Genomic DNA, 25,605 nt, shown 5'->3' on the forward strand with positions numbered 1-25,605 from the left:
CTCATGCTCCTCAACGAGAGCCCCCACCCTAGGGTCCCGCTCCGACAAGGGTGACTTCAGCCGCCCGTTCGTAGCACAGCTGCGACGATCGGACCGGCCGCGTCCACGCCGTGACCGCCTTGCTGGGTCATCGCGGCGGCCGCGATGTTGTTCCGATAACCGGTGAACCAGCTGTTCGACTTGGACTGGGCGTCGACCTCGGCGGAGCCGGTCTTGGCGCCGATGTCGCCCCTGAGCCCCGCCATCACCTGGGCGGCGGTGCCGCTGGTCGCGGTGAGATTCATCATCGCGCGCAGCTGCGCGGACGTACCGCCGGGCAGGCCCTTCGCCGTCGCCAGCTCCCGGTCGTCGAGCTTGGGCGAGACGATGACCGGCTGCCGGAAGGTACCCGTCATCGCCGTCGCCGTGACCGACGCCATGTTCAGCGGGCTCATCTGGACCTCGCCCTGGCCGATCGCGTTCGCCGCGCGGTTCGGGCCGCCGGAGGCGGGGACCCTGCCGTCGAAGGAGGGGATGCCGGTCTTCCAGTTGTTCTGGCCGAGGCCGAACCGCGTCTGTGCCTCGGTGGTGAGGGACTCGTCCGTGAGCGGCTTCTCGTCGATCAGTTTCACGAAGGCCGTGTTGCAGGACCGCATGAAGCTGTTGGCGAGGCTCGCCTTCTCGTTCGGCGCGAGGCCGGTGAGGTTGTGGAAGGTCTCGCTCTGCCAGGTCGCGGTCTGGGGGCAGGGTGCCGGGCCGTTCATGGTGGTCACGCCGTTGTCGATGAGCATCGCCGAGGTGATGATCTTCATCGTGGAGCCGGGGGCCAGGGTGCCCTGGAAGGCCGCGTTGAAGCCGTCCGCACGATGGTTGGCGACCGCCAGCACCTCACCGCTGCTCGGCTGCACCGCCACCACGGACGACTCGGCGTACCGGGCGACCGCCTTCTCCGCCGCCGCCTGCACGCTCGCGCTGAGGGTGGTGTGCAGCTTGCCGGCCTTGCCCTTGGCGAGGGTCACCAGGGCGGTGTCCCCCGCGCCCTCGGCCGCGTGGTGGATCGCCAGCTCGACCCCGGCCGTACCGCCCGCCGTGTCGCCGTACTTCTCCCGCAGCGCGTCCAGGATCGGACCCAGCGAGGGGTACTTCTCCTTCGTCAGGACAACGTTGTTGCGGTCCACGGCCTCGATGGGCGGGTTCGCCGACGCGCCCGTCACCAGGGTGTCGCCGTCCTGCAGCTCGGGATGCACGACGGACGGCTTCCAGTCGACCAGCGCCTTTCCGGTGGTCTCCCCGCGTACGACGGTCAGCCGGGAGTCGTACGCGAAGGGCTTGGACTTCCCCTCGAACGACACCGTCGCCTTGACGGAGAACGGCACGGTGGCCCCCGTCGCGGTCCCCGGCGTGATCTTCACGCCGGTGAGGTGCGCGTCGTCGCGGTAGCCGGCCAGCAACTCCTGCGCCTTCTGGGCGAAGTTGGTGTACGCGGCCGCCTTGGCGGCATCTCCCTGCTCCCAGGCCGCGAAGAACTTCGACGAGGCCTCCTTGACCTCGGCGCCGCTCGGCGGCCCGGTCTTCACGGCCGCGGGCCCGCCGGTCCCCGAGCCGCCGCTCCCGTCGAGCGCCGACATCACATTGAAAGCGCCGTATCCGGCACCCCCCACCATCACGGCGAACACACTGCCGATGACGGCGGCCTTTGCCCCCTTGCGCATCGCGCGAAACCCTCCCCGTGGACCCCTCCCCCGAACTTCTGAACGCGTTCAGAAAAGCCGGTCTGCAGGGCACTGTATGCGGGAGGAGTGACACATGGGGCGGAGATTCTCCGAATCGTTAGACCGGATACCCAGTCGCATCCGTGAACGCCGGTCAATGACCAGGACGGACCGGTGCGATCTGCTCGCGGCCGGAGAGGTGGGCCACGGGGACCGGCCCGCTGTGACCGGGATGAACGGTCCGCCCCAACAAGCCCTGGACAGACCGCCCTTGGACAAGGCAAGGGTGGATCATGGCCGTTTCTTGAGAGTGGGGCTGACACGATGACGGCTGCGTGTCAGCGCTGGAGTGAACGACCTGCGACGGCCAACTGGTGGACCGCCAGGGACCGCTCGCCCTCAACCGACATTCTCGTCGCGCGCTCGGCCGGTTGACGTCGGTCGACGTCGGTCGACGACTCGGCACTGCACCCCAGCCCTGTACCCCAGCACGCCGCCCAGGGGCTCACCGCCCTCACCGCGAACGCTTCGTGGAGACCTCATGCATAGACCTCGCCCCGCTGTCGGGGTGTCCGTGGCCGTGCTCATCGTGGCGGGGGTGATGAGCGGCGGGGGTACCGGCAGGGCGTCGGCGGACCCGGGTTCGGCCGGGACGTTGTACGTGAACCACGACGTGGCGTGCAGCGACACGGGCGCGGGCACACCGAGCGCGCCCTTCTGCACCGTGCAGGCGGCGGCGGACGTGGTGGAACCGGGGCAGACGGTCCGGATCGAACCGCGGGACGATTGGACGTACCCGGGGTCGGTGACCTTGACCAGGTCGGGCACCAAGGACGCTCCGATCACGTTCACCGGGGCGCCTGTCAGCGTGGGCGGCTCGTCGGCGGAGCTCTCGTCCACCGGCTCCGCGCCGGCGCTGACGCTCAAGGCGGTGCACGACGTACGGGTCGAATACCTGGGGGTCTGGTATCGAGGCGGAGACGGGGTGGCGGTGACGGGCTCCGAAGGCGTCGACCTCGACCGGCTGTCGTTCCCCCGCCCCGCGGTGCGGGCCCCCGGCGCGGGGACCGCGGTGACCGTGGACGGCGCGTCCTCGGACGTGACCGTGTCGCGGAACTGGATCGGCGACGGATACGCCTACGGCGTACGGGTGGAGCCGGGAGCGGCGCGGGTCACCGCGACGACCAACGTGGTGACCACCCCGCGGCTGGGCGGGATCGCGGTGACGGGGACGTCCGACGCGAACGTCACGAGCAATACGGTCCTCGCGCCCTGCGCCCCCGGAATCTCGCTGGACGGCGGGAGCTCCGGGACGGTGGAGAACAACGTGGTCGCCTCCACGACGGCGAGGCAGAGCGACACGTGCCCGGCACCCACCGCTCCGCTCTACACGGTGTCGGCCGACTCGGCGGCCCAGGTCACGGCCGACTACAACGTGGCGGCGAACGGTGCGCCCGGTGGCACCCGGCCGCGCCCCGAGTACTCCTGGGACGGCACCCCCTACGCCACCACCGCGGCGCTGCGAGACGCGACCGGGCAGGGTGCGCACGACCTCGACGGGCTCAACATGCTGTCCCTGACGGCACCGAACGAACACTCCGTCCTCATCGACTCGGCCGACGCGGGCGCGCCCGGCGAGCTCGCCAGTGACGTCCACGGTGTCCCGCGCGCCGACGATCCGCTGGTCGCCGACACCGGTACCGGCGAGACGACCCGCCCCGACCGGGGCGCCATCGAGCGGCAGAACACCTTCACCGTCCCGGCCGACGACATGCCGTCGCCGTCGAGCGGAGTCGCACCGTTCGACGTCTCCCTGAGGACCGATGACGCCACGACTTCGTGGGGCAAGCCCGTCACCGCGTACTCGGTCGACTTCGGGGACGGCAGTGCCCCGGTCACCCGTGCCCCGGGCGCTCCGATCACCCATACCTACGCCACGCCGGGTACGTACCGCGTGACCCTCACGGTGACCGACACCGACGGGTCGAGCCACATCGCGCAGCCCCGGGTCGTCGCGGGCACGACCACCCCGCCCGCCGCGTCGCTTTCCGGCGGCGCCGTGGTCAGCAACGCCTATGGGGAGGTTGACGCGGGGGACGCGCGGTTCACCGTTCCACAACCGGCCGACGCGTGGGAGATCGCCCAGCGGTTCATCACCTTCGGTGACGGCGACTCGGAGGGCCTGCCCAACACTCCCCAGCAGGTGGAGCACCAGTACCAGGCGCCCGGCACGTACACCGCCACGCTGACGCAGACGGACCTCATCGGCCGGACCACCACCGCCAAGGTGACCTTCCACGCCGCGGACGCCTTCTTGCCCGTCACCCCGCCGCACGACACCAAGAGGACGATCGCCGCGCACGGGGTCCTGAAGCTCTCGGCGGCCACCCTGGGGGCCGACTCCGACGGCGTGGACGCGGCCCAACTTCAGATCGTCACCAGCGCGGCCAAGGCGAGCGGCTCCCTGACCCTCTACACCGACGGCACCACCCGCCCGGGCACCTCCAGCATCAGCTTCGAGCCCGGCCGGACGGCCACCGACGAGGCGACCGTCGAGGTCACCCCGACCGGTTCGGTCGACATCTACAACGGCAGCTCCGGCGCGGTGACCGTCAACGTCGCCACGCTCGGCCTCCAGTCGCACACGCAGTTCGGCCGCACGTACCACCCAGTCACGCCGGTCCGTCTGCTCGCCACCCACCCGGTCGCCGGCGGTCACTCGGTCATGTTGACGGTCGCCGGCGCGCACGGCGTCTCGGCCGACGCGAACGCGGTGGTGCTCAACGTCACGTCGACCACCACCAAGGGGTCCGGCAGCCTCACCGTCTCCCCCGCCAGCACGATCAACTCCGGCGTGACGGGTCCGTACTGGACCACAGGACAGACCGCCTCCGCACAGGTCGTGGTCCCGATGCCTGACGGCAAGATCGAACTGCACAACACCAGCAGGTCGTCGGCGAACCTGATCGCGGATGTCGTCGGCTGGTACGGCCCCACCACGAGCGGATCGGTATTCCAGCCCGTCACCCCGGCACGGATCCTGAACACCCACACCGGCGCCGGAAGCGGAAAGATCGCCAAGCTCGGTGCCCACGCCACCCTCAAGCTCAAGGTCACCGGTGCGCACGGGGTCCCTGCGAGCGGGGTGAGCGCCGTGGACCTCAACCTCACGGTGCCCTCGCCGTCCGGCACCGGCTACCTCGTCGCCTACGCCGACGGCACCTCCCGCCCCGGCGTGCACTCGGTCGACTTCACGACCAAACACGCCGTGGCCAACCGCGCGCTGGTCAAGGTCGGCGCCGACGGCGAGATCGACCTGTACAACGCGGGCTCCACCTCCGTCGACGTCTACGCCGACCTCCTCGGCGACTACGGCGTCCACCCGGTGGGCTGACCGCCCGACGACCACCGACAACGACGACGGCGACGACAGCGCGGCTTTTCGCCGCGCAGTCGTCGCCGTCGTCGTTGTCCGTCCGTCGCGCTAGACCCAGGTGTCCAGCCACATCCGGGAGCGCCATTGGTCTATGGGGATCGACGTGCCCGTGTACAGGGGCCAGAAGTAGATGAAGTTCCAGGCGATCAGGAGGACCAGGACGCCCGCGCTCGCCGCGCCGATGACGCGGCGGCGTTCCGTGGAGCCGGGTGGGCCGAGGATCGCGCCGATCATCATGGCGACCGCCAGGCACAGGAACGGGACGAAGATGATCGCGTAGAAGAAGAAGATCGTCCGCTCCTGGTACATGAACCAGGGCAGGTAGCCGGCCGCGATGCCGCAGGCGATCGCGCCCGCCCGCCAGTCACGGCGGAACGCCCAGCGCCACAGGACGTAGACGATCGCGAAGCAGGCGGCCCACCAGAGGAGGGGCGTGCCCAGGGCCAGGACCTCGCGGGCGCACTTGTCGCCCGCGTCGACCGGGCAGCCGTCCTTGCCGGGCAGCGGGGACTCGTAGAAGTACGAGACCGGGCGGCCCAGGACGAGCCAGCTCCACGGGTTCGACTGGTAGGTGTGCGGGGACGAGAGGCCGACGTGGAACTCGTACACCTCGTGCTCGTAGTGCCACAGGCTGCGCAGCCAGTCGGGCAGGAAGGTCCAGCTGCCGCCCTTGCCGTCGGTCGCGGCCCAGTTGCGGAAGTAGCCGCCCTTGCCGTTGGCGGGGGAGAGGATCCAGCCGGTCCAGGAGATGAAGTACGTGGCGATCGCCACCGGGACCGTCGCGAGGAACGTGATGCCGGTGTCGTGCTTGAGGGCCGCCAGATACGGGTGACGGGCGCCCGCGACCCGGCGCGCGCCGACGTCCCACAGGACCGCCATCAGACAGAACGCGAAGAGGATGTACAGGCCGCTCCACTTGGTGCCGAGGGCCAGGCCCAGCATCAGACCGGCCGTCCAGCGCCAGGGGCGCCAGCCGAGCCGGGTGGTCTCGGCGACGTGCGCGTCGGGGCGTACGACGCCGTCCGCGTCCGGGGGCAGGGCGGCCGCCAGTCGGGCACGCGCGCGGTCGCGGTCCACGATCAGACAGCCGAAGGCCGCCAGCACGAAGAACATCAGCACACCGTCGAGCAGCGAGGTGCGGCTCATCACGAAGTGCAGCCCGTCCACCGCCATCAGCGTGCCGGCCAGACAGCCCAGGAACGTCGAGCGGAACATCCGGCGCCCGATCCGGCACAGCAGCAGCACCGACAGCGTGCCGAGCAGCGCCGTCATGAAACGCCAGCCGAACGGATTGAAGCCGAACATCCATTCGCCGAGCCCGATGACGTACTTGCCGACCGGGGGATGCACCACGTAGGCGGCGTCGGAGGGGATGCCGACGTGCCCGTTGTTCTGCAGGATCAGGTCGTTGGCGTTCTTGTCCCAGTTGACCTCGTACCCGCGGTGGATCAGCGCCCAGGCGTCCTTGGCGTAGTACGTCTCGTCGAATATCACCGCCTTCGGGCTGCCCAGGTTCCAGAACCGCATCAGCCCCGCCATCAGGGTCACGAGCAGCGGGCCGCCCCAGCCCGACCAGCGCGTGATGCGCTCCGAGACCTCGCGGCGCAGCCCGAGCGCGGCCCAGATCCGGGGACTGGGCTCGGCGTACGGCGGGACGAGCCGATCACGCACATCGCTTCTGGGCGGCGCGGTATATCCGAAGCGGCGCAGCCGCTGCTGCCACGACGGCCGCCGTTCTTCGGCTGCCTGGCCCTGCCGGGTGTCCGTGGAGGACGCGGTACTGGTCACCGCGCCATCGTAGGGAACAGGTCTGTGGGAGTCCCGTGCACGGGCCTAATGGGTGGATGCGGCTGCCGCCGAATGCCCCTGCGAGGATGGAAGTGTGACAGGAACCCTTGTTTTGGCCGGCACCCCCATCGGCGACGTGGCCGACGCCCCGCCCCGGCTCGCCCAGGAGCTGGCGAGCGCGGACGTCGTCGCCGCCGAGGACACCCGCAGGCTGCGCCGGCTCACCCAGGCGCTGGGCGTGCAGCCCACCGGGCGTGTGGTGTCGTACTTCGAGGGGAACGAGGCCGCCCGCACGCCCGAACTCGTCGAGGCGCTGGCCGGCGGGGCGCGCGTGCTGCTGGTGACCGACGCCGGGATGCCGTCCGTCTCCGACCCCGGGTACCGGCTGGTCGCCGCGGCCGTCGAGAAGGACATCAAGGTCACCGCCGTACCCGGCCCGTCCGCCGTGCTCACCGCGCTCGCGCTGTCCGGGCTGCCCGTCGACCGCTTCTGCTTCGAGGGGTTCCTGCCGAGGAAGGCGGGCGAGCGGCTGTCCCGGCTGCGGGAGGTCGAGGGCGAGCGCCGCACGATGGTCTACTTCGAGGCCCCCCACCGCCTCGACGACACCCTCGCCGCGATGGCCGAGGTCTTCGGGGACGGGCGGCGGGCCGCCGTCTGCCGCGAGCTGACCAAGACGTACGAGGAGATCAAGCGCGGCCCGCTGGGCGAGCTGGCGGCCTGGGCCGCCGAGGGCGTACGCGGGGAGATCACGGTGGTGGTCGAGGGCGCGCCGGACAAGGGCGCCGAGGAACTGGACGCGGCCGAACTGGTGCGCAGGGTGCGGGTGCGCGAAGAGGCGGGAGAGCGCCGCAAGGAGGCCATCGCGGCGGTCGCGGCCGAGGCGGGGATTCCCAAGCGCGATGTCTTCGATGCGGTGGTCGCGGCAAAGAACGCGGCGCACAGCGCCCCATAGAAAAGCAAAGGGCCGGCACGGAAAGCAAAGCTCAGGCCGTGTCTTTGAGGCATTCCGACAAGGAAAGGCCAAAACGACTCCAATAGTCGACAGGCCTGATGCGTTCCCGCGCGGAGAAGCGTCCACTGGTTGAAGGGACGTACCCGTCCCTCGCCCCCGCCGACCGGGGGCGCTTGTCCAGCGGAACAGCAGGAGCTGGCATGAGTGAGATCGCAGGGCAGACCGGCAACCGCAGCGCGGCGACCGCCGTCGTCAACGAGTCGTATTCCTTCGCTTGCATGCGCTGCGGGCACGGCTGGGAGCAGTCGTTCGAGATAGAGCACCACCGCGACGCCGAGGGCGGCGAATTCGTGACGTACGTGGCGGACGGCCGTGTCGTGCCGTCGCCGCTGAGCCGGCCCTCCTGCCAGAACTGCGACGGACACGTGGTGCGCATCATGCGCGCCGGACAGGTGTCCTCCGTGCAGAACTCCATGCACCAGCATGCGCACCGCCCGGTGGCGGCCCACCCCGAGCAGGCCCGCGACGAACAGGTCCACGACGAGGCCGTCGGCCAGCCTGCCGTGCCCGGGGAGCCCCACCACTGGCACCTCTCGGATCTGCTGCACCCCTTCCACCACCGCAAGGCGGGCTGATCGCGGGAGCGGGAGCGCGGTGACCTCGCTCGGGTGAGGTCCGGCCCGCACCCTTCGCGGGATCGGGGGCATGCCCTCCTTTCGTAGGATCGGGGGCATGCCCTCCGACAAGACCGAAGCGCCACCGCTCCCCGAACCACTGCGCGTCCCCGTCGCCGACTCGCACACCCACCTCGACATGCAGTCCGGCACTGTCGACGAAGGCCTCGCCAAGGCCGCCTCGGTCGGCGTGAGCACGGTCGTCCAGGTCGGCTGCGACCTGAAGGGCTCCCGCTGGGCGGCCGAGACCGCCGCCGCGTACGAGGCCGTCCACGCCACCGTCGCCCTGCACCCCAACGAGGCACCCCGTATCGTGCACGGCGACCCCGACGGCTGGTCCCGCCAGGGCGCACGCAAGCCCGGCGGCGACGGCGCCCTGGACGAGGCCCTCGCCGAGATCGACCGCCTCGCCGCCCTTCCCCAGGTCAAGGGTGTCGGCGAGACCGGGCTCGACTACTTCCGTACGGGCCCCGAAGGCAAGGCCGCCCAGGAGCGCTCCTTCCGCGCCCACATAGAGATCGCCAAGCGGCACGGAAAAGCCCTGGTCATCCACGACCGCGACGCCCACGCCGACGTGCTGCGCGTCCTGAAGGAGGAGGGCGCGCCCGAGCGGACCGTCTTCCACTGCTACTCCGGCGACGCGGCGATGGCCGAAATCTGCGCCCACGCCGGGTACTACATGTCCTTCGCCGGAAACATGACCTTCAAGAACGCCCAGCCACTGCGCGACGCGCTGGCCGTGGCCCCCCTGGAGCTCGTCCTCGTCGAGACCGACGCGCCCTTCCTGACCCCCGCCCCGTACCGCGGACGGCCTAACGCGCCGTATCTCATTCCGGTCACGGTTCGCGCCATGGCGGCCGTGCGGGGCATCGACGAGGACGCACTGGCAACGGCGCTCGCGGCGAACACGGCGCGCGCCTTCGGTTACTGAGGGATAACGCTTCCGGCCATTTTCCGAGGTCCCACCTCAGGGCAGTGTCGCGACACAGCGTAGCCGCGTTGCTTGGGAGAGTGACGACCGCTCCGCTAGGTTCTGGTCGCCCGATCTGGATCCCCAGGAGCATGTCGTCGTGAGCAACTCGCCCAAGTCGCCCAAGTCGCAGTACGAGATGTATGGCCTGACTGGAACGCCGTTCGAGGGCCACGAGCAGCCGCCGTACGGCGCCCCAAGCCCGGACCACGGCGGCTACATGGACACCTATCGGCCCGCGTACGAGGCACTGGCGGCATCCCAGGCGCCGACCGAGCCGATACTGCCCCGGCAGACGCCGACACTGGTGCAGACGTCCCGGCAGACGCCGACGTTGGTGCAGACGCAGATGCAGACGCGGGTGTTCGGGGATCCGGCGGGGGAGCCCAGGCCCGGCGGGCGGGCCGCTGCCCGGCGCGCCGCCCGGCGTCGGCGCGCCGCCGAGCGTCCCGACCCGCTGCGTCGGCTGCTGCCCCAGGCGCTGGTCGTCGCCTTCCTCGCCGGTGGCGCCTCCGCCTTCGTCGCCAGCGACAAGGCCATCGAGCTCAGCGTCGACGGGAAGACGCGCACGCTGCACACCTTCGCCGACGACGTGACCGAACTGCTCGCCGAGGAGGGCGTACGGGTCGGCGAGCACGACGTCGTCGCGCCCGCCCCCGGCACCGCGCTGAGCAGCGGCGACGAGATCGCGGTCCACCACGGGCGGCCCGTGCGGCTCACCCTCGACGGACAGCCGCACGAGGTGTGGACGACGGCGCACACGGTGGACGGGGCACTCCAGCAGCTCGGGGTGCGCGCCGAGGGGGCGTATCTGTCGACCTCACGCTCCCGGCGCATCGGCCGGGAGGGTCTCGCCCTCGACGTCCGCACCGAGCGGACGGTGACGATCATGGCGGACGGGCGGGCGCGGACGATCCGGACGAACGCGGCGACCGTGGGCGAGGCCGTCGAGGAGGCCGGGATCACCCTCCACGGCCAGGACACGACGTCCGTCCCGCCCGAGAGCTTCCCCCGGGACGGACAGACGGTCAGCGTCATGCGGATCACCGGTACCAGGGAGGTCCGCGAGGAACTGATCCCCTTCCCGACGACACGGGTGACCGACCCCTTGCTGTTCCGTGGCAGCGAGGTCGTCGACCGGGCCGGGGAACCCGGGGCCCGGCGGGTCACCTACCTGCTGCGGACCGTCAACGGGGTCGGGCAGAAGCCGCGGATGCTCGGGAACGAGGTGGTGCGGGAGCCCCGGGAGCAGGTGGTGCGGGTCGGTACGATGCCGCGGCCCGATTCCGCGCAGGGCGCGGACCGTCTGAACTGGGCCGGGCTCGCGGCGTGTGAGTCCGGCGGTCGGCCCGATGCCGTGGATCCCTCCGGTACCTATGGCGGCCTGTACCAGTTCGACAAGCACACCTGGCACGCGCTCGGCGGTACCGGGCGGCCTCAGGACGCGTCAGCCGCGGAGCAGACCCGCCGGGCGAAGAAGCTGTACATGCGACGGGGCGCGAGCCCCTGGCCGCACTGCGGAGCCCACCTCCACGACTGACGGGCACTTCGGCCGCCGGCCGGCGGGGGTTGCTCGCGCCCACGCGGCGGAGCCGCATATTCGGCAACGCCCCGCGCCCCTGCGGGGCGCGGCCCGCACCCCCGTAGTCTTGGTGCGTGAACAGCCCCACCCCCGACGCCCTCCTGGGCCCCGCCGACGTCCGCGAGCTCGCGGGTGCCCTCGGTGTGCGGCCCACCAAGCAGCGCGGCCAGAACTTTGTGATCGACGCCAACACCGTGCGCCGCATCGTGCGCACCGCCGGCGTACGGGACGACGACGTGGTCGTCGAGGTCGGCCCCGGCCTCGGCTCGCTCACCCTCGCGCTGCTGGAGGCGGCCGACCGGGTCGTCGCGGTGGAGATCGACGACGTGCTCGCGGGGGCGCTCCCCGCGACCATCGCCGCCCGTATGCCGGCCCGCGCCGACCGCTTCGCACTCGTGCACTGCGACGCCATGCACGTGGACGAGCTTCCGGGCCCCGCCCCCACCGCTCTCGTCGCGAACCTTCCGTACAACGTCGCCGTACCCGTGCTGCTGCACATGCTCGACACCTTCCCGACCATCGAGCGCACGCTGGTGATGGTGCAGGCCGAGGTCGCCGACCGGCTCGCCGCGGACCCCGGCTCGAAGGTGTACGGCGTGCCGAGCGTCAAGGCCAACTGGTACGCCGACGTGAAGCGGGCCGGCTCCATCGGGCGGAACGTCTTCTGGCCCGCGCCGAACGTAGACAGCGGCCTCGTCTCGCTGGTCAGGCGCGCGGAGCCCATCAAGACCACGGCCTCCAAGCGCGAGGTCTTCGCGGTCGTCGACGCCGCCTTCGCCCAGCGGCGCAAGACGCTGCGCGCCGCCCTCGCCGGGTGGGCCGGTTCCGCGGCCGCCGCCGAGGTGGCGCTCGTCGCTGCCGGGGTCTCGCCGCAGGCTCGCGGGGAGTCGCTGACGGTGGAGGAGTTCGCCCGAATCGCCGAGAACAAGGCCGAGACCAAGACCGAGACCAAGACCGAGACCAAGGAGAGCGCTCAGCCGTGACGGAGCCGAAGACGAAGACGAAGACGGACACCGTCACCGTTCGCGTCCCCGCCAAGGTCAACGTCCAGCTCGCCGTCGGCGCCGCCCGCCCCGACGGCTTCCACGACCTGGCCAACGTCTTCCTCGCCGTAGGGCTGTACGACGAGGTCACCGTGACGCCCGCGGACGAGCTGCGCATCACCTGCGAGGGCCCGGACGCCGACCAGGTCCCCCTCGACACCACGAACCTGGCGGCCCGCGCGGCCCTCGAACTCGCCCGCCGCCACGGCATCGAACCGAGGGTCCACCTCCACATCGCCAAGGACATCCCCGTCGCGGGCGGCATGGCGGGCGGCAGCGCCGACGGCGCCGGCGCGCTGCTCGCCTGCGACGCCCTGTGGGGCACGAACGCCTCCCGCGAGGAACTCCTCGACATCTGCGCCGAGTTGGGCAGCGACGTGCCGTTCAGCCTGGTGGGCGGGGCGGCGCTGGGCGTCGGACGGGGCGAGAAGTTGCGGACGCTGGAGGTCGGCGGGACCTTCCACTGGGTCTTCGCGATCGCCGAGCGCGGGCTGTCGACCCCGGCGGTCTTCCGGGAGTTCGACCGGATGAACGAGGGCGTACGGATCCCGGAGCCGGTCGCCTCGCAGGAGCTGTTCGACGCGCTGGCGAAGGGAGACGCCGGAGCCCTCGCCCGCGCCGTCTCCAACGACCTCCAGCCCGCCGCCCTCTCCCTCTTCCCGGCCCTCGCCGACACGCTCGCCGCGGGGCGGGACGCCGGTGCGCTCGCGGCCCTGGTCTCCGGATCCGGTCCGACCACGGCGTTCCTCGCGGCGGACGCCGAGTCCGCGCGGTCGGTCGCCGACACGCTCCGCGCCTCCGGCACCTGCCGGACGGTACGAGTCACCGACGGCCCCGCCCCCGGCGCGACGGTCGTGCCAGTAGCTGAAACTCATACGAACGCCTGAAGCCGGTGGGGCGGGAAAGGGCGTGGCTCGGGAGGTCAGAGAGCCGGACTACCCTTGAGGGTCGATCGTCCCCCTTGTTCAGGAGAGAAATGGCCGTCAACCTGGTCAATGTCGAGTCCGTCAGCAAGGTGTACGGCACCCGTGCCCTGCTCGACGGAGTCTCCCTCGGCGTCAGCGAGGGCGACCGGATCGGTGTGGTCGGGCGGAACGGCGACGGCAAGACCACCCTCATCCGCATGCTCGCCAAGCTGGAGGAGGCCGACACCGGCCGCGTCACGCACTCCGGCGGCCTGCATCTGGGGGTGCTGACGCAGCACGACTCCCTCGACCCGACCGCCACCGTCCGGCACGAGGTCATCCGGGACCTCGCCGACCACGAGTGGGCGGGCAACGCCAAGATCAGGGACGTACTGACGGGACTGTTCGGCGGGCTGGACCTGCCGGGGTTCCCGCAGGGGCTCGACACGGTCATCGCCCCGCTCTCCGGCGGTGAGCGCCGCCGTATCGCGCTCGCCAAGCTGCTCATCGAGGAGCAGGACCTGATCATCCTCGACGAGCCCACCAACCATCTGGACGTGGAGGGCATCGCCTGGCTCGCCCAGCACCTGCGGGAGCGACGGTCGGCGCTGGTGTGCGTGACCCACGACCGGTGGTTCCTCGACCAGGTCTGCACCCGCATGTGGGACGTGCAGAAGGGCTCGGTGTACGAGTACGAGGGCGGGTACTCCGACTACGTCTTCGCGCGCGCCGAGCGTGAGCGCATCGCGGCCACCGAAGAGGTCAAGCGGCAGAACCTCGTGCGCAAGGAGTTGGCCTGGCTGCGGCGCGGTGCCCCCGCTCGTACCTCCAAGCCGCGCTTCCGCGTCGAGGCCGCCAACGAACTGATCGCGGACGTGCCGCCGCCCCGCGACAAGAGCGAGCTGATGAAGTTCGCCAGCTCGCGGCTCGGCAAGACGGTCTTCGACCTTGAGGACGTGACGGTGCAGGCGGGTCCGAAGGTCCTGCTCAAGCACCTGACCTGGCAGCTCGGGCCGGGCGACCGGGTCGGGCTCGTGGGTGTGAACGGAGCCGGCAAGACGTCTCTTCTGCGGGCCATGGCCGAGGCCGCCCGCAGCGAGGGGGAGACGCAGCCCGTCGCCGGACGGATCAGCACTGGCAAGACCGTCAAGCTCGCCTACCTGTCGCAGGAGGTCGCCGAGCTCGACCCGACCTGGCGGGTGCTGCAGGCCGTGCAGGCCGTCCGCGACCGGGTCGACCTCGGCAAGGGGCGCGAGCTGACCGCGGGGCAGCTCTGCGAGACGTTCGGCTTCAACAAGGAGAAGCAGTGGACGCCCGTCGGGGACCTCAGCGGTGGTGAGCGGCGACGGCTGCAGTTGCTGCGGCTGCTCATGGACGAGCCCAACGTCCTCTTCCTCGACGAGCCCACCAACGACCTCGACATCGAGACGCTGACCCAGCTGGAGGACCTGCTCGACGGCTGGCCCGGCTCGATGGTCGTGATCTCCCACGACCGGTTCTTCATCGAGCGCACCACGGACAACGTGTTCGCGCTTCTCGGCGACCGCACCCTGCGGATGCTGCCGCGCGGGATCGACGAGTACCTGGAGCGGCGCAAGCGCATGGAGGAGGTCGCCGCGGCCGCCGTACTCGCCGCCGCGCCCGCGCCGTCCGCCAGGACCGCCTCCGCCGCCGACGCCCGCGCCGCGAAGAAGGAGCTGCAGAAGATCGAGCGTCAGCTCGACAAGGTCTCCGAGAAGGAGAGCAAGCTCCACGCCCAAATCGCCGACAACGCCACGGACTTCGAGAAGGTCGCCAAACTCGACGCCGAACTGCGTCAGTTGATCGGTGAGCGCGAGGAACTGGAGCTGCGCTGGCTGGAGCTCGCGGAAGACGCGTAAGCCTCCGGAAGGCGGCGCGCGCGTCCCGAGAAGGGGGCGTGAAGGCGCGTAACGAGGGCATCACGGGCCGGTCCTCCCTTGGGAACAGGGGGAGAACCGGCCCCTTGTGCGAGGTCTCCTGAGTGGTAGAAAGGTCCGTCTGAGAACAGTCTGAGAACCACCGGTGTGGCGCGAAATCGGCGCCGCCGACCGCGCCACCGGTGGCGCGCCACATCAGTGAACGAGGGGGAACGCGCTGATGAGTCAGCCGCCGAGTGAGCCGCCGCAGGGCGGCTTCGGAGCACCGCAGGACCAGCCACCGACGCCGTCGACGCCACCGGTTCCACCGGCGCCACCGGCGCAGGGCGGGTTCGGCGCACCCCCCGACACGTCTCAGGGCACGCCTCCTCCGCCCGCAGGTCCGCCGGCGCCCGGCTACGGATATCCGCAGCAGCTTGGCCCGTATGCCCAGCCCGGCCCGTACGGACAGCAACCTGCGTACGGTCAGCAGCCCGGTCCGTACGCCCAGCCCGGCCCGTACGGACAGCAGCCCGCTTACGGTCAGCAGCCCGGTCCGTATGCCCAGCCCGGCCCGTACGGTCAGCAGCCCGCGTACGGGCAGCAGCCCGGATACGGCTCCGGGTACGGCCATCCGGGCCAGGCGCAGTACCCGGGCGGCCCCGGCGGCCCGGGGACCCCTCCACCGCCTCCCGGCGGTTCCAGGAACCCCTTCAAGGGCCGCCCGGCCGTGGTCATCGGCGCCGCCGTGGCCGCGCTGCTCGTCGTCGGCGCCGCCGTCTGGGCCGTCAGCGGCGAGGGCGGCGACGGCAAGAAGCCGGTCGCCCAGGACGGCAAGGGCGGGAAGGCCTCCTCCTCCGCCGGCCCGGTCAACCCCGGTGACGGCGGCGGGGACCCCGAGAACCTCAACGCGGGCCGTCAGGCCGGTGAGGCGAAGGTGCTCTGGTACAAGCAGGCGCCCGACGCGCCCGGTTCCGGCGCCGACGCCCCCGGCCTGTGGATCACCGACAAGGCGGCGGTGAAGGCCGCGTACAAGCAGGTGTTCGCGTACGACGTCAAAGACGGCAAGCCCGCCTGGGCCCCGATCGCGTTCCCGCAGCCGATCTGCGCGGTCACCCCGCAGAAGACGTCCGACGACAAGGTCGTCGTCGCGTACAAGAGCGGTGCCGGCGACAACGCCAAGTGCAACCAGCTCCAGCAGATAGACCTCGACGCCGGTACCAGGGGCTGGAGCGGCAAGGTCGCCGACGGCGCGCTCTTCGACAGCACGCTCACCATCGAACTGTCCGTCACCGGCAAGACGTTGATGGTCGGCCGCTCGCAGTCCGGCACGGGGTACGACATCATCAGCGGCAAGAAGCTCTGGGACAAGGAGAAGTACGGCCAGGCCTGCTACCCGACCGCGTTCGCGGGCGGCGCCAAGCTGCTGACCGTCGCCTCCTGCGGTGCCGCGACCACCACCGAGCACGACGAGGTGCAGGAGCTGGACCCGGCCACCGGCAAGGCCAAGTGGACCACGAAGATCCCCAAGGGCTGGACGGTCGAACGCACGTACTCCGTCGACCCCGTCATCATCTACATGACCAACAAGGACGAGAAGAAGGTCAACGTCACCACGTTCAAGGACGACGGTGCCGTCCGCTCGCAACTCAAGAGCAGCGACACCTTCAGGCCCGAGTGCGGTTTCGCCGTCCTCGACCGCGATCTGACGGGCTGTCTCGGCACCGCCGCCGACGCGAGCACGCTGTATCTGCCGACCGACGCGAAGACCGGCCCCAACGAGATCGTCGCCTTCGACCTGTCGACCGGCAAGGAGAAGTGGCGTGTCAAGTCCCCGGCCGCCGAGTCGATGCTGCCGCTGAAGATGGACGGCACGCGGCTGATCGCGTACGTCGAGCCGTCGTACGACGCCGGTGGGCGGATCGTGTCGATCCCCACCACCGGAAGCGACCACAAGCCCACCAAGCTGCTGCAGAACCCACAGGGCACGGCGTCGGTCGAGAACGGCTTCTTCTCGAAGGCGGTCGACTATGCGGACGGGCGCTTCTACCTCTCCACCACCCGGCTGACGGGCAACGACAAGTCGAAGGAGAAGTTGATGCTGGCCTACGGCAAGTGACGCGCGCTCACGCCGTCTTCGCCCGTTCGCCATCTCCTTCTCCCGCATCTCCGTCCCCGACGCATCCGCATCCGTATCCGAGGTAGACACGCCATGAGCCAGCCGCCGCCCCCACCACCGCCGAACCAGCCCCCGCCGGGTGAGTTCGGTGCTCCGCAGGCGCCGCCGCCGGGCGGGTTCGGTGCTCCGCAGGCGCCGCCGCCGGGCGGGTTCGGTGCTCCGCAGGCCCCGCCGCCCGGTGGGTTCGGTGCTCCGCAGGCCCCGCCGCCCGGTGGGTTCGGTGCTCCGCAGCCTCCGCAGGGCCCGGGTTACGGGTACCCCGCCCAGCAGCCCGCCCAGCCCCCAGGACCCCCGGTACCCCCGGGCCCCCCGTACGGCTACGGCTATCCGCAGCAGCCGCCGGCCTACCCGATGCAGCCCCAGGTTCCCCAAGGCGGAGGCGGCGGGCGGAAGCCGAACGGCCAGGTGGTCATCATCGTGGCGGCCGTCGCGGCCGTCGCGCTGATCATCGGCGGTGGTGTCCGGTACTCGAGCTCCTCCGGCAAGGACGACGGCAAGAACAACTCCTCCGGTACGAGCGGCGGTACCGGAGGCAAGGGCGGTACGGGCGGCGGCAAGACCACCGGTTCCACCGGCAAGGAGAAGGTCCCCGCCGACACCACCTCCAAGGTCCTCTTCCAGGTCCCCGCGCCCGCCGTGCCCGCCGAGACCAGCGTGTCCACCGTCGGTTCCTGGCTCACCGACAAGGTGTACGCCAAGAGCGGCAACGCCGAGATCGACGGCTACGACCCCGACTCGGGCGCCAAGGTCTGGACGATCAAGCTCCCCGGCCCCGTGTGCGCGGCCAGCCCCCACGCCTCCGACTCCGGCCGCACCGCGATCGTCTACGAGCCCGCCATGCCGACCAAGGCGCAGGCCTCACACGGCTGCGGCGAGGTCTCCGCCCTCGACCTCGCCGCAGGCAAGCTGCTGTGGACGAAGTCGGTCAAGTCCGGTGACCGGCAGATCAGCCTCAACAACGTCACCGTCAGCGCGAACACCGTCGCCGTGGGCAGCACCAGCGGTGGCGCCGCGTTCGACCTCTCCACCGGCAAGGCGCTGTGGGCCCCGAAGCCCACGGACAGCTGCTACGACGCCGGGTACGGCGGTGGCGACAAGCTGGTCGCGGTCCGCAAGTGCGGCGAGTACGGCAGCGCGCGGCAGTTGCACATCCAGACCATCGACCCGACGTCCGGGAAGGTGATCTCGGAGTACAAGATGTCGCCCGGCATCGAGTACGCGAGCGTCGTGTCGAGCGACCCGCTGGTGGTGGCCGCCGACGTCGGCGACTCCGCCGGGGACGGCAGCGGCGTCTCGGACTTCTTCTCCATCGACGACAAGACCGGCCGGCTGCGCACCAAGATCTCCGCGCCGGGCAAGACGTACGCCGCCAAGTGCGACGGCATCACCAGGATCGAAGACTGCGTGAAACTGGCGGTCGGCAACGACAGGCTCTACATCCCGACCGAGCAGCACGACGGCGGCCAGTCCGGCCGGATCAACGAGATCGTGGCCTTCGACCTGGGCACCGGCCAGCAGACCGGCCAGCGCGCGGACTCGGGCGACGGCTACGACATCTCCCCGCTGCGCATGGACGGCGGCAACCTCCTCGCGTACAAGCACCCGCCCTACGACAAGGGCGGCCAGATCGTGAGCATCGACGGCACCACCTTCAAGGAGACCAAGCTCCTGGAGAACCCGGCGGCCGAGTCGGTCCACGACGCGGAGACGAGCATGCTCCCGGACTCCGCCGAGATCCTGTACAGCGACGGTCATCTGTACATGTCCGGGATCTTCGCCCACAAGCCGTACAGCGCCTCCGAGAAGGAGTACCTGGCGATCGCGTTCGGCACACAGTAGGTCGGTCCGGCACACCGTAGGTCAACTTCTGTTGACCATGGCCCCGTCCCAGCTCAGGGACGGGGCCGTTCGTTTACCCCTCATCACTCCCGAATGCGAGGAATTTCGATATTCCGGGGCACTTCTCACCAGTAGGGGGAGCGCAACGTCGAACAAGCGTGTAGCTTCCGGGGGATGGAGAGCCGGGGGGCTCCTAATCCACGGGGAACCAGTGGGGATGCTTGGGGGGACTGGGGGGTTGCTCGATGGGAGTGCGGCTCATGGTGGTCGACGACCACCGACTGCTCGCCGAGGCGTTGGCCTCGGCGTTGAAACTGCGGGGGCACCGGGTGCTCGCCGCGGCGGCGCCCGCCGCGGGAGCGGCGGAGCTGGTGATCACCAGGGCACCGGAGGTGTGCCTGATCGGCACGGCGACACCCGCCGAGCCGGGAATCTTCGACCCGGTGACGAGGATCAAACGGGAGCGTCCGCAGGTGGCGGTCCTGGTTCTGGGACCGGTCCCGAACCCGCGCGGCATCGCCGCCGCGTTCGCCGCGGGCGCGTCCGGCTACGTACGTCATGACGAGCGCATAGAGGGAGTCGAGCGCGCCATCATGAAGGCGAGGGCGGGCGAGGCCGCGGTGGCCCCCGCCCTGCTCCAGGGGGCCTTCAGCGAGTTGTTGAACCCCGCCGCCCAACCGGACGACGAGGGCCAGCGGCTTCTGCAGATGCTCACTCCGCGCGAGGTGGAGGTCTTGGTGAGGGTCGCCGACGGGGAGGACACGAGGCTCATCGCGGCCGGTATGGGGATAGCCCCGTCGACCGCCCGGACCCATGTCCAGCGCGTGCTGATGAAGCTGGGGGTGGGGTCGCGGCTGGAGGCCGCAGCCCTGGCCGCGCGTACGGGGCTGCTGGACCGGGCGGGGCCGGTGCCGACGCCTCATGGGGGCGCCGCGGAGGATGTCGGCTGAGACGGACGGCGATGTCACGGGCGCCGACCGGGCTCGGGAGTACCCGGCATCACATGCGCACGTGGCGCTCGATGTCCTCCCTGAACTCGGTGAGCGCCTGTTCGGTGAGTGAGGGACGGGTGTCGGCGATGGCGGCGAGGTAGTCCTCGGTGTCGGCCGGGGTGCCCCGGCGGTCGGTGATCTCCCGTTCGAAGGCGGCCTGGGCGCCCTTGCGGGCGGCGAACTCGATGTCGGCGGGGGTGAACATCTCGCTGGCCTCCACCAGCCGGTGCAGCCCGACCCCGTCGGCGGCGCGGCCCAGGTAGCGCCGCCAGATCGCCTCCCGGGCGGCTTCGTCGGGGGGTCCGACCGGGATCACGTAGTCGAACCGGCCGGGGCGCAGGAACGCCGGATCCAGGGAGCGGACGGAGTTGGTGGCGCAGATCAGCAGCCGGTCGTCGTGGTCGCGGAAGCCGGGGATCAGCTTGAGCAGTTCGTTGGTGACCCCGTGGCCGGGGTCGACGGCCACGCCGGACCGTACGCCGGCGATCTCCTCGACCTCGTCGATGAACAGGAGCACCGTCTCCAGCCCGGCCAGCTCGTGGAACGTGTCCCGGAGCGAGGCGGCCAGGCCCCCGGCGGAGCCCGCCGCGAGCCGGGACGGGAAGAGCTCCACGAACGGCCACTCCAGCCGGGAGGCGACGGCTCTCGCGAAGCTGGTCTTGCCGGTGCCCGGCGGCCCGAAGAGGATGACGGCCTTCGGCGGCGTCACCCCGTACCGGTCGGCCAGTGCGGGCTCGGCCAGCGGGAGCACGATCCGCCGCTCGATGGTGTCCTTCTCCCGCTCCATCCCCGCGAGGGCGGTCCACAGGCCGCCCGGCTGTACCCGCCCGCCGAGTTCCGCGAGCAGACCCGCGTCGCTCGTGCCGAGGTGCTCGACCTTCTCGTAGAAGACCAGTCCGTCCCGGGTTCGGTAGCCGGAGTTCTCCAGCGCCGCGGTTCCGGTGGCCCCGGGGGCGAGCAGCGCACCGATCCGGCGGATGCCCTGCGTGCGCAGGCGTCGTTCCAGCTCGGCGATCAGGGCGCTGCCGATTCCCCGGCTGCGCCAGTGCCCCGCGAGCGCCACCAGCGTGATCCAGGCCCGCTCGTCCTGGGCCTGCGCCACCGCCATGCCCACCAGGTCGTCGCCGACCACCGCGACCACCGCGGGGCCGCCGGCCCGGGCCACGGCCATGACCTCGGAGACGGGGAACACCGGAGGGGAGTCGTCCGTCTGCCGGTCCTGGTCCCAGATCTGGATGGCACGGTCCAGGTCGTCGTCGCGGAAGTCCCGCAGTCGCCATGTCGGCATCATCGCCACCTCGCCGACTACTCATTCTCCGCGCGGATCGAACCCCGGGCGACCGGACGGCCCGACGATCAGACGAGGGGCGTGCCGAGCCTGCCGGTCTTTATGTGGTGGAGGAGGTGGGAGAGGGGAGTGGGGGTGGTGGTGAGGTGGGCGGTGGGTTCTTCGCTCTCGCGGAGGTGGATGGTGGTGGGGGTGCAGGTGGTGGTGGCGAGTTCGAGGCAGTCGTTGCCGTCGCCGAAGCCTGAGAAGGACGACTTCTGCCAGTTGTCGAGGGTCGTCATGGCGTGCCTCACAGTTCCTTCGACAGCCTGTGGATGAAATCACGCGAGCGTTCGGGGTCCAGTGACACTGCTTCTACCTTACGGAAGAGTGTTTGAAGCGCGCTGAGTTGAGCCTCCGAGTCCATGAAGGCCGTGCCATGGGGTGTGTCGCGCAAAGCGGTGTCCAGCTTGGGCACGGCCCCACCCACGTACATCATGGCGCTTGCGGCCCCGGCGAAGCCGTCCAGGTCGAAGGGGATGACACGCACGGTGATGTGATCTGCTTCGGAGAGTTCCAGGATGCGGGCGAGCTGCGCACGTGAAGCGGCTCGGTCGCCGACTCTGATACGCAGCGCCGACTCGTGGATCACCGCTTTGTACGGGACGGCGTTGGGCCCCTCGATGACGACCTTCCGGTCCATCCGGTGGCGGACACGCAACTCAAGTTCACCGTAGGGCGGTTCCGGGACCCTGTACGAGAAGATGGCGCGGGCGTAGGCCTCTGTCTGAAGCAGGCCGGGGACGTACAGGAACTCCACGTTGTACCGGTACGTGGCGTGGTAATCCAGCTCGGCGAGGTCCAGGAACGGCATGGGCAGCAGTCCCCGGTATTTCTCCCACCAGCCGCGCGTCCGGTCGGTCGCCATTGCCACCAGCGCGTCGATCAACTCTTCGTCCGTGCAGGCGTAATGCGCTGCGAGACGTCGTAGGCGCTCTTCGCTCACACCCGCGATACCGGACTCCATCTGGCTTATCTGCGCGGAATCGGATCCGACCAGTGCGGCGGCTTCGCGCGCCTTGAGACCTGAGGCTTCCCGCAGTTTCCGCAGTTCAGTGCCCAGGCGTTCCTGTCGTGCGGTGGGCTGCCGTCTGCGCGGCATGGCTTCCTCCTCGCCTCAACTGTCATGAGGCAGTGACTCGTTCGAGGGGCAGATTACGGCAGCGACTTGCGCGGGCCCAAATTTTACTCATACCGTCAGTGACGCGACGCACACGCTGCGAAACCCCGGGGCACCGGAAGCGCACCGCTCCGTCACGCCATGACGGCTGCGCCAATGCCACCGCCCGGCATCCTCAACTCCCCTCCCCGCGAACGGAGTTCACCCATGCCCGAAACCGCTGCCGAACCCTGGGAGTACATGATGTACATCCCCCACGACCTCCGCGCCGTCACCGTCAGTCGCCGTACCGTCCGCCTGATCCTCGCCCTGCACGGTCTGATCCGCCTCACCGACGTCGCCGAGCTGATCGCGGCCGAGTTGGTCTCCAACGCCGTACGGCATACGAAGGGACAGGCGGCGCTACGGGTGCAGTGGCGGGCCGGGACCCTGCGCATCGACGCCTGGGACGCGGACCCGCAGCCTCCCGAACCGTCCCTGCCGTGGGACCGGCTCACCGACGCCGAGGAGGGCCGCGGCCTCGCCCTGGTCCGGGCCTGCGCCGACGAGTGGTCGTGGCAGCCGCTGACCAGGAACGGGCGGCGCGGCAAGTACGTGTGGTGTGACCTGGCCGCGGCGTAGCTCGTTGAAGCAGACTTTCTGCTCGCGCTGCTGTCGCCCCGAAGACTGATTGGCGGATTTGGGCCAGGTCCGGCGGTCGTGACCCCGCCCCATAGAGGTCGCGGGTGGCCCAGATCTGCCAATCCCTCGACGGCTCCACCGCGAGCTCGTGACGTCTGGCCTGGTGGATTCCCAGGCGAAGGAGATTTGGAGGGACCTGATGGCTCCGGTGAACTACTTCTTCAAGAACCCGGTCGCGCAGAAGCTGAGGGAGGAGACGCGCGTCGAGGATTGGAGCGAGGTGATCTTGAACATCTTGAAGTGGCGAGACATCGAAGTTCCCGACCCCGTCCGGCTTCGCGTGCGGGCGTGTTCCGACCTGGACCAGCTCAAGGCCTGGTCGGAACGAGCCATCCACGTGACCGAAGCTACCGACCTGTTCGATGACGACGGGGTCTGAGGAGACCTCTTCATCCCCGAAGGGCCCGCGTAGCCGCATGGGGCCGGAGTCCCCCGCGCGCTCCAGCCCCGCCCCACACCAGCTATTCCGACGGAGGCTTCTCCTCCGGCATTGGCACCGGCGGAGCCAGCGGCCGTAGCCACAGCCACACCAGGAAGAACACGCCCAGGGCCAGCATGCCCAGGCCGGTCCAGAGGTTGATGTTGACGCCTTGGGCCTTGGCGAGTTCGGCGTCGGAGACGGTCAGGCCCGCGAGGGTGACGATGACGCCGTAGACGACGAACAGGCCGCCGATGATGGTGCGGATGTCGAAGAGGCGGGTCGCGGTCGCGGACTGGTGCTCCAGCTCCGTGACCTCGCGTTGGACATCGCGATCGGAGTAGTGGTCGGAGTCGTGGTCGGACATGGTTGCTCAGGCCTCCTTCGTCAGAACGAGAACGGGATGTAGCAGGCCGCCGCCAGGATCAGCGCGCCCCAGCCCAGCAGCGCCGGCCTGCGGTACCACGCGTCGTCGCCGACGGCCGGCGGCTCGGCCATGCCGGGGGAGACGGTGCCGTAGACCAGGCCTTGGAGGTCCTCCGCCGGTTTGGGGGCCGTGAAGAGGGAGACCGCGACCATCACCACCGCGCCGGCCACGAAGCCCGCGATCGCCGAGACGAAGTTGGCGCCCTGGTCGGAGGGGATGGCGATGATCCCCTGCTTGTAGATGACGAAGTAGTTGATCATCGCTGCCGTCGTGCCTGCCAGCAGGCCCCAGAAGCCCGACTTCGCGGACGCGCGTTTCCAGAACATGCCGACGATGAAGGCCACGAACATCGGCACGTTGAAGAAGGAGAAGAGGGTCTGCAGGTAGGCCATGATGTTGGAGAAGGACGACGCCAGGAACGCCGTGCCGATCGACGCCAGCACGCCGATCACCGTGATCAGACGGCCGAAGCGGACGTAGTAGGAGTCCTCCCGGTCGGTCACGACGTACCTGCGCCAGATGTCCGACGTGAACACCGTGTTGAACGACGAGACGTTGGCCGCCATGCCCGCCATGAAGGCCGCCAGGAGCCCGGTCACCGCGATGCCCAGCACGCCGTTGGGCAGCAGTTCCTGCATCAGGTACGGGACCGCGTCGTTGTACTGGAGGTTCGAGCCGCCCGTGCCGATCCTGGGCACCAGGACGGCCGCCACCAGACCCGGGATCATCACCAGGAAGACGATGAAGATCTTGGGGAACGCCGCGATGAGCGGGGTGCGCTGGGCCGCCGACAGGTTCTTCGCCGAGAGCGCGCGCTGCACCTCCGCGAAGTTCGTCGTCCAGTAGCCGAAGGAGAGGACGAAGCCGAGGCCGAGGACGATGGTCAGCCAGTTCGCGCCCAGCGGGTTCACCTGCCCGATGCCCGTACCGCCCCAGGCGGTGGTGAAGTCGCTGCCGTGCGTCTTGTCGAGCGAGTGGGTCAGACCGTCCCAGCCGCCGACCCGCTTCAGGCCGAGCGCGGCGATCGGGATCAGGGCCGCGAGGATCACGAAGAACTGCAGCACCTCGTTGTAGATCGCCGAGGACAGACCGCCGAGCGTGATGTACGCCAGGACGAAGAACCCGGCGATCACGATCGCCACCCACTGCGGCCAGCCGAGCAGCGCCTCGACCACGATCGCCAGTGAGTACAGGTTGACGCCCGCGATCAGGATCGCGGCGAAGGCGAACAGGATCGAACTCAGCAGGTGTGCGGCCTTGTCGAAGCGCAGGAGCAGGAACTCCGGGACCGAGCGGACCTTCGAGCCGTAGTAGAACGGCATCATCACCAGGCCCAGGAACACCATGGCGGGGATGGCGCCGATCCAGTACCAGTGCACGGTGTAGACGCCGTACTGCGCGCTGTTCGCGGCCATCCCCAGGATCTCGGTCGCGCCGAGGTTGGCGGAGATGAAGGCGAGGCCGGTGATCCAGGCGGGCAGCGAGCGCCCGGAGAGGAAGAAGTCGAGGCTGGTCTTGACCGAGGCCTTGGCGGCGAAGCCGATGCCGAGCACGACGGCGAAGTAGATGCCGAGGATCGTGTAGTCGAGCCCGTTCGTGGGGAGCCGGAGCCCTGCGGCGAGGTATGTGGGGGCATGCATGCCGGTATCCCTGCCCCATGAGTCCCACGACGCTGCCCAAGCTTCACCGAGACCCCCCAAACCC

Annotated in this window: 20 protein-coding genes; 13 read left to right on the forward strand and 7 right to left on the reverse strand. The window is 70.2% G+C overall.

What is annotated here, in order from left to right:
• Window positions 1-56: 56 nt before the first annotated feature.
• Complete coding sequence (locus OG568_RS29815; RefSeq protein ID WP_329533772.1) at window positions 57-1,691, reverse strand: penicillin-binding transpeptidase domain-containing protein; 1,635 nt, start codon at window positions 1,689-1,691, stop codon at window positions 57-59.
• A gap of 541 nt (window positions 1,692-2,232) precedes the next feature.
• Between OG568_RS29815 and OG568_RS29820 the strand changes: the two genes are divergently transcribed.
• Complete coding sequence (locus OG568_RS29820) at window positions 2,233-5,085, forward strand: PKD domain-containing protein (protein WP_329533773.1); 2,853 nt, start codon at window positions 2,233-2,235, stop codon at window positions 5,083-5,085.
• Between the two features lie 90 nt (window positions 5,086-5,175).
• Here the strand turns inward: OG568_RS29820 and OG568_RS29825 are convergent, their stop codons facing one another.
• On the reverse strand, window positions 5,176-6,915 hold the full coding sequence (locus tag OG568_RS29825; RefSeq protein WP_329533774.1) for a dolichyl-phosphate-mannose--protein mannosyltransferase: 1,740 nt from the start codon (window positions 6,913-6,915) through the stop codon (window positions 5,176-5,178).
• A gap of 94 nt (window positions 6,916-7,009) precedes the next feature.
• Between OG568_RS29825 and rsmI the strand changes: the two genes are divergently transcribed.
• From rsmI to OG568_RS29875, 10 genes are all read left to right on the forward strand, one after another.
• Complete coding sequence (rsmI, locus tag OG568_RS29830; RefSeq protein ID WP_266433833.1) at window positions 7,010-7,867, forward strand: 16S rRNA (cytidine(1402)-2'-O)-methyltransferase; 858 nt, start codon at window positions 7,010-7,012, stop codon at window positions 7,865-7,867.
• Window positions 7,868-8,067: 200 nt separating this feature from the next.
• Window positions 8,068-8,502 (forward strand): hypothetical protein, encoded by a 435-nt coding sequence (locus OG568_RS29835; RefSeq protein ID WP_329533775.1) that lies wholly within the window; start codon window positions 8,068-8,070, stop codon window positions 8,500-8,502.
• 97 nt (window positions 8,503-8,599) lie between these two features.
• Window positions 8,600-9,472: a TatD family hydrolase gene (locus tag OG568_RS29840; RefSeq protein ID WP_329533776.1), complete on the forward strand. Its 873-nt coding sequence runs from the start codon at window positions 8,600-8,602 to the stop codon at window positions 9,470-9,472.
• Window positions 9,473-9,650: 178 nt separating this feature from the next.
• Window positions 9,651-11,051, forward strand: coding sequence for a ubiquitin-like domain-containing protein (locus OG568_RS29845; RefSeq protein ID WP_443077891.1), 1,401 nt, complete (start codon window positions 9,651-9,653; stop codon window positions 11,049-11,051).
• A 116-nt stretch (window positions 11,052-11,167) separates the two neighbouring features.
• Window positions 11,168-12,076 carry a 16S rRNA (adenine(1518)-N(6)/adenine(1519)-N(6))-dimethyltransferase RsmA gene (gene rsmA, locus OG568_RS29850; RefSeq protein ID WP_329533777.1) on the forward strand — a complete coding sequence of 303 codons (909 nt, stop codon included), beginning with the start codon at window positions 11,168-11,170 and terminating at the stop codon, window positions 12,074-12,076.
• A complete protein-coding gene (locus tag OG568_RS29855; protein WP_329533778.1) occupies window positions 12,073-13,023 on the forward strand; it encodes a 4-(cytidine 5'-diphospho)-2-C-methyl-D-erythritol kinase in 951 nt (316 codons plus the stop codon). Before rsmA ends, OG568_RS29855 begins: the two co-directional genes overlap by 4 nt.
• Before the next feature lie 89 nt (window positions 13,024-13,112).
• Complete coding sequence (locus OG568_RS29860; protein ID WP_329533779.1) at window positions 13,113-14,921, forward strand: ABC-F family ATP-binding cassette domain-containing protein; 1,809 nt, start codon at window positions 13,113-13,115, stop codon at window positions 14,919-14,921.
• Between the two features lie 238 nt (window positions 14,922-15,159).
• Window positions 15,160-17,037, forward strand: coding sequence for an outer membrane protein assembly factor BamB family protein (locus OG568_RS29865; protein ID WP_329533780.1), 1,878 nt, complete (start codon window positions 15,160-15,162; stop codon window positions 17,035-17,037).
• A 93-nt stretch (window positions 17,038-17,130) separates the two neighbouring features.
• Window positions 17,131-18,936 carry an outer membrane protein assembly factor BamB family protein gene (locus tag OG568_RS29870; RefSeq protein ID WP_329533781.1) on the forward strand — a complete coding sequence of 602 codons (1,806 nt, stop codon included), beginning with the start codon at window positions 17,131-17,133 and terminating at the stop codon, window positions 18,934-18,936.
• Between the two features lie 245 nt (window positions 18,937-19,181).
• Window positions 19,182-19,886 (forward strand): helix-turn-helix transcriptional regulator, encoded by a 705-nt coding sequence (locus tag OG568_RS29875; RefSeq protein WP_266582949.1) that lies wholly within the window; start codon window positions 19,182-19,184, stop codon window positions 19,884-19,886.
• Window positions 19,887-19,935: 49 nt separating this feature from the next.
• Here the strand turns inward: OG568_RS29875 and OG568_RS29880 are convergent, their stop codons facing one another.
• The 3 genes from OG568_RS29880 to OG568_RS29890 all read right to left on the reverse strand — a co-directional run bounded on the left by OG568_RS29880 (window position 19,936) and on the right by OG568_RS29890 (window position 22,357).
• Window positions 19,936-21,216, reverse strand: coding sequence for an ATP-binding protein (locus OG568_RS29880; protein WP_329533782.1), 1,281 nt, complete (start codon window positions 21,214-21,216; stop codon window positions 19,936-19,938).
• A 68-nt stretch (window positions 21,217-21,284) separates the two neighbouring features.
• Complete coding sequence (locus OG568_RS29885) at window positions 21,285-21,497, reverse strand: DUF397 domain-containing protein (RefSeq protein ID WP_329533783.1); 213 nt, start codon at window positions 21,495-21,497, stop codon at window positions 21,285-21,287.
• Window positions 21,498-21,505: 8 nt separating this feature from the next.
• Complete coding sequence (locus tag OG568_RS29890) at window positions 21,506-22,357, reverse strand: helix-turn-helix domain-containing protein (RefSeq protein WP_329533784.1); 852 nt, start codon at window positions 22,355-22,357, stop codon at window positions 21,506-21,508.
• Window positions 22,358-22,582: 225 nt separating this feature from the next.
• Between OG568_RS29890 and OG568_RS29895 the strand changes: the two genes are divergently transcribed.
• Both OG568_RS29895 and OG568_RS29900 read left to right on the forward strand, forming a co-directional pair.
• Window positions 22,583-22,996 (forward strand): ATP-binding protein, encoded by a 414-nt coding sequence (locus OG568_RS29895; protein WP_329533785.1) that lies wholly within the window; start codon window positions 22,583-22,585, stop codon window positions 22,994-22,996.
• A 148-nt stretch (window positions 22,997-23,144) separates the two neighbouring features.
• Complete coding sequence (locus tag OG568_RS29900; RefSeq protein ID WP_329533786.1) at window positions 23,145-23,435, forward strand: hypothetical protein; 291 nt, start codon at window positions 23,145-23,147, stop codon at window positions 23,433-23,435.
• An 82-nt stretch (window positions 23,436-23,517) separates the two neighbouring features.
• Here OG568_RS29900 and OG568_RS29905 read toward each other — a convergent pair whose 3' ends face one another.
• Complete coding sequence (locus OG568_RS29905) at window positions 23,518-23,841, reverse strand: hypothetical protein (RefSeq protein ID WP_329533787.1); 324 nt, start codon at window positions 23,839-23,841, stop codon at window positions 23,518-23,520.
• Window positions 23,842-23,861: 20 nt separating this feature from the next.
• Window positions 23,862-25,541 (reverse strand): sodium:solute symporter family protein, encoded by a 1,680-nt coding sequence (locus tag OG568_RS29910; RefSeq protein ID WP_266433864.1) that lies wholly within the window; start codon window positions 25,539-25,541, stop codon window positions 23,862-23,864.
• Window positions 25,542-25,605: the final 64 nt, after the last annotated feature.

The organism is Streptomyces sp. NBC_01450, assembly GCF_036227505.1.
Lineage (GTDB): Bacteria > Actinomycetota > Actinomycetes > Streptomycetales > Streptomycetaceae > Streptomyces.

Bases quoted from the DNA above. Each gene is read 5' to 3' on its own strand.
- OG568_RS29905 (WP_329533787.1), bottom strand. From the start codon at position 23,841: ATGTCCGACCACGACTCCGACCACTACTCCGATCGCGATGTCCAACGC.
- OG568_RS29880 (WP_329533782.1), bottom strand. From the start codon at position 21,216: ATGCCGACATGGCGACTGCGGGACTTCCGCGACGACGACCTGGACCGT.
- OG568_RS29845 (WP_443077891.1), top strand. From the start codon at position 9,651: ATGTATGGCCTGACTGGAACGCCGTTCGAGGGCCACGAGCAGCCGCCG.
- OG568_RS29860 (WP_329533779.1), top strand. From the start codon at position 13,113: ATGGCCGTCAACCTGGTCAATGTCGAGTCCGTCAGCAAGGTGTACGGC.
- OG568_RS29840 (WP_329533776.1), top strand. From the start codon at position 8,600: ATGCCCTCCGACAAGACCGAAGCGCCACCGCTCCCCGAACCACTGCGC.
- OG568_RS29895 (WP_329533785.1), top strand. From the start codon at position 22,583: ATGCCCGAAACCGCTGCCGAACCCTGGGAGTACATGATGTACATCCCC.
- OG568_RS29835 (WP_329533775.1), top strand. From the start codon at position 8,068: ATGAGTGAGATCGCAGGGCAGACCGGCAACCGCAGCGCGGCGACCGCC.
- OG568_RS29865 (WP_329533780.1), top strand. From the start codon at position 15,160: ATGAGTCAGCCGCCGAGTGAGCCGCCGCAGGGCGGCTTCGGAGCACCG.
- OG568_RS29820 (WP_329533773.1), top strand. From the start codon at position 2,233: ATGCATAGACCTCGCCCCGCTGTCGGGGTGTCCGTGGCCGTGCTCATC.
- OG568_RS29885 (WP_329533783.1), bottom strand. From the start codon at position 21,497: ATGACGACCCTCGACAACTGGCAGAAGTCGTCCTTCTCAGGCTTCGGC.
- OG568_RS29870 (WP_329533781.1), top strand. From the start codon at position 17,131: ATGAGCCAGCCGCCGCCCCCACCACCGCCGAACCAGCCCCCGCCGGGT.
- OG568_RS29910 (WP_266433864.1), bottom strand. From the start codon at position 25,541: ATGCATGCCCCCACATACCTCGCCGCAGGGCTCCGGCTCCCCACGAAC.
- OG568_RS29890 (WP_329533784.1), bottom strand. From the start codon at position 22,357: ATGCCGCGCAGACGGCAGCCCACCGCACGACAGGAACGCCTGGGCACT.
- OG568_RS29875 (WP_266582949.1), top strand. From the start codon at position 19,182: ATGGGAGTGCGGCTCATGGTGGTCGACGACCACCGACTGCTCGCCGAG.
- OG568_RS29815 (WP_329533772.1), bottom strand. From the start codon at position 1,691: ATGCGCAAGGGGGCAAAGGCCGCCGTCATCGGCAGTGTGTTCGCCGTG.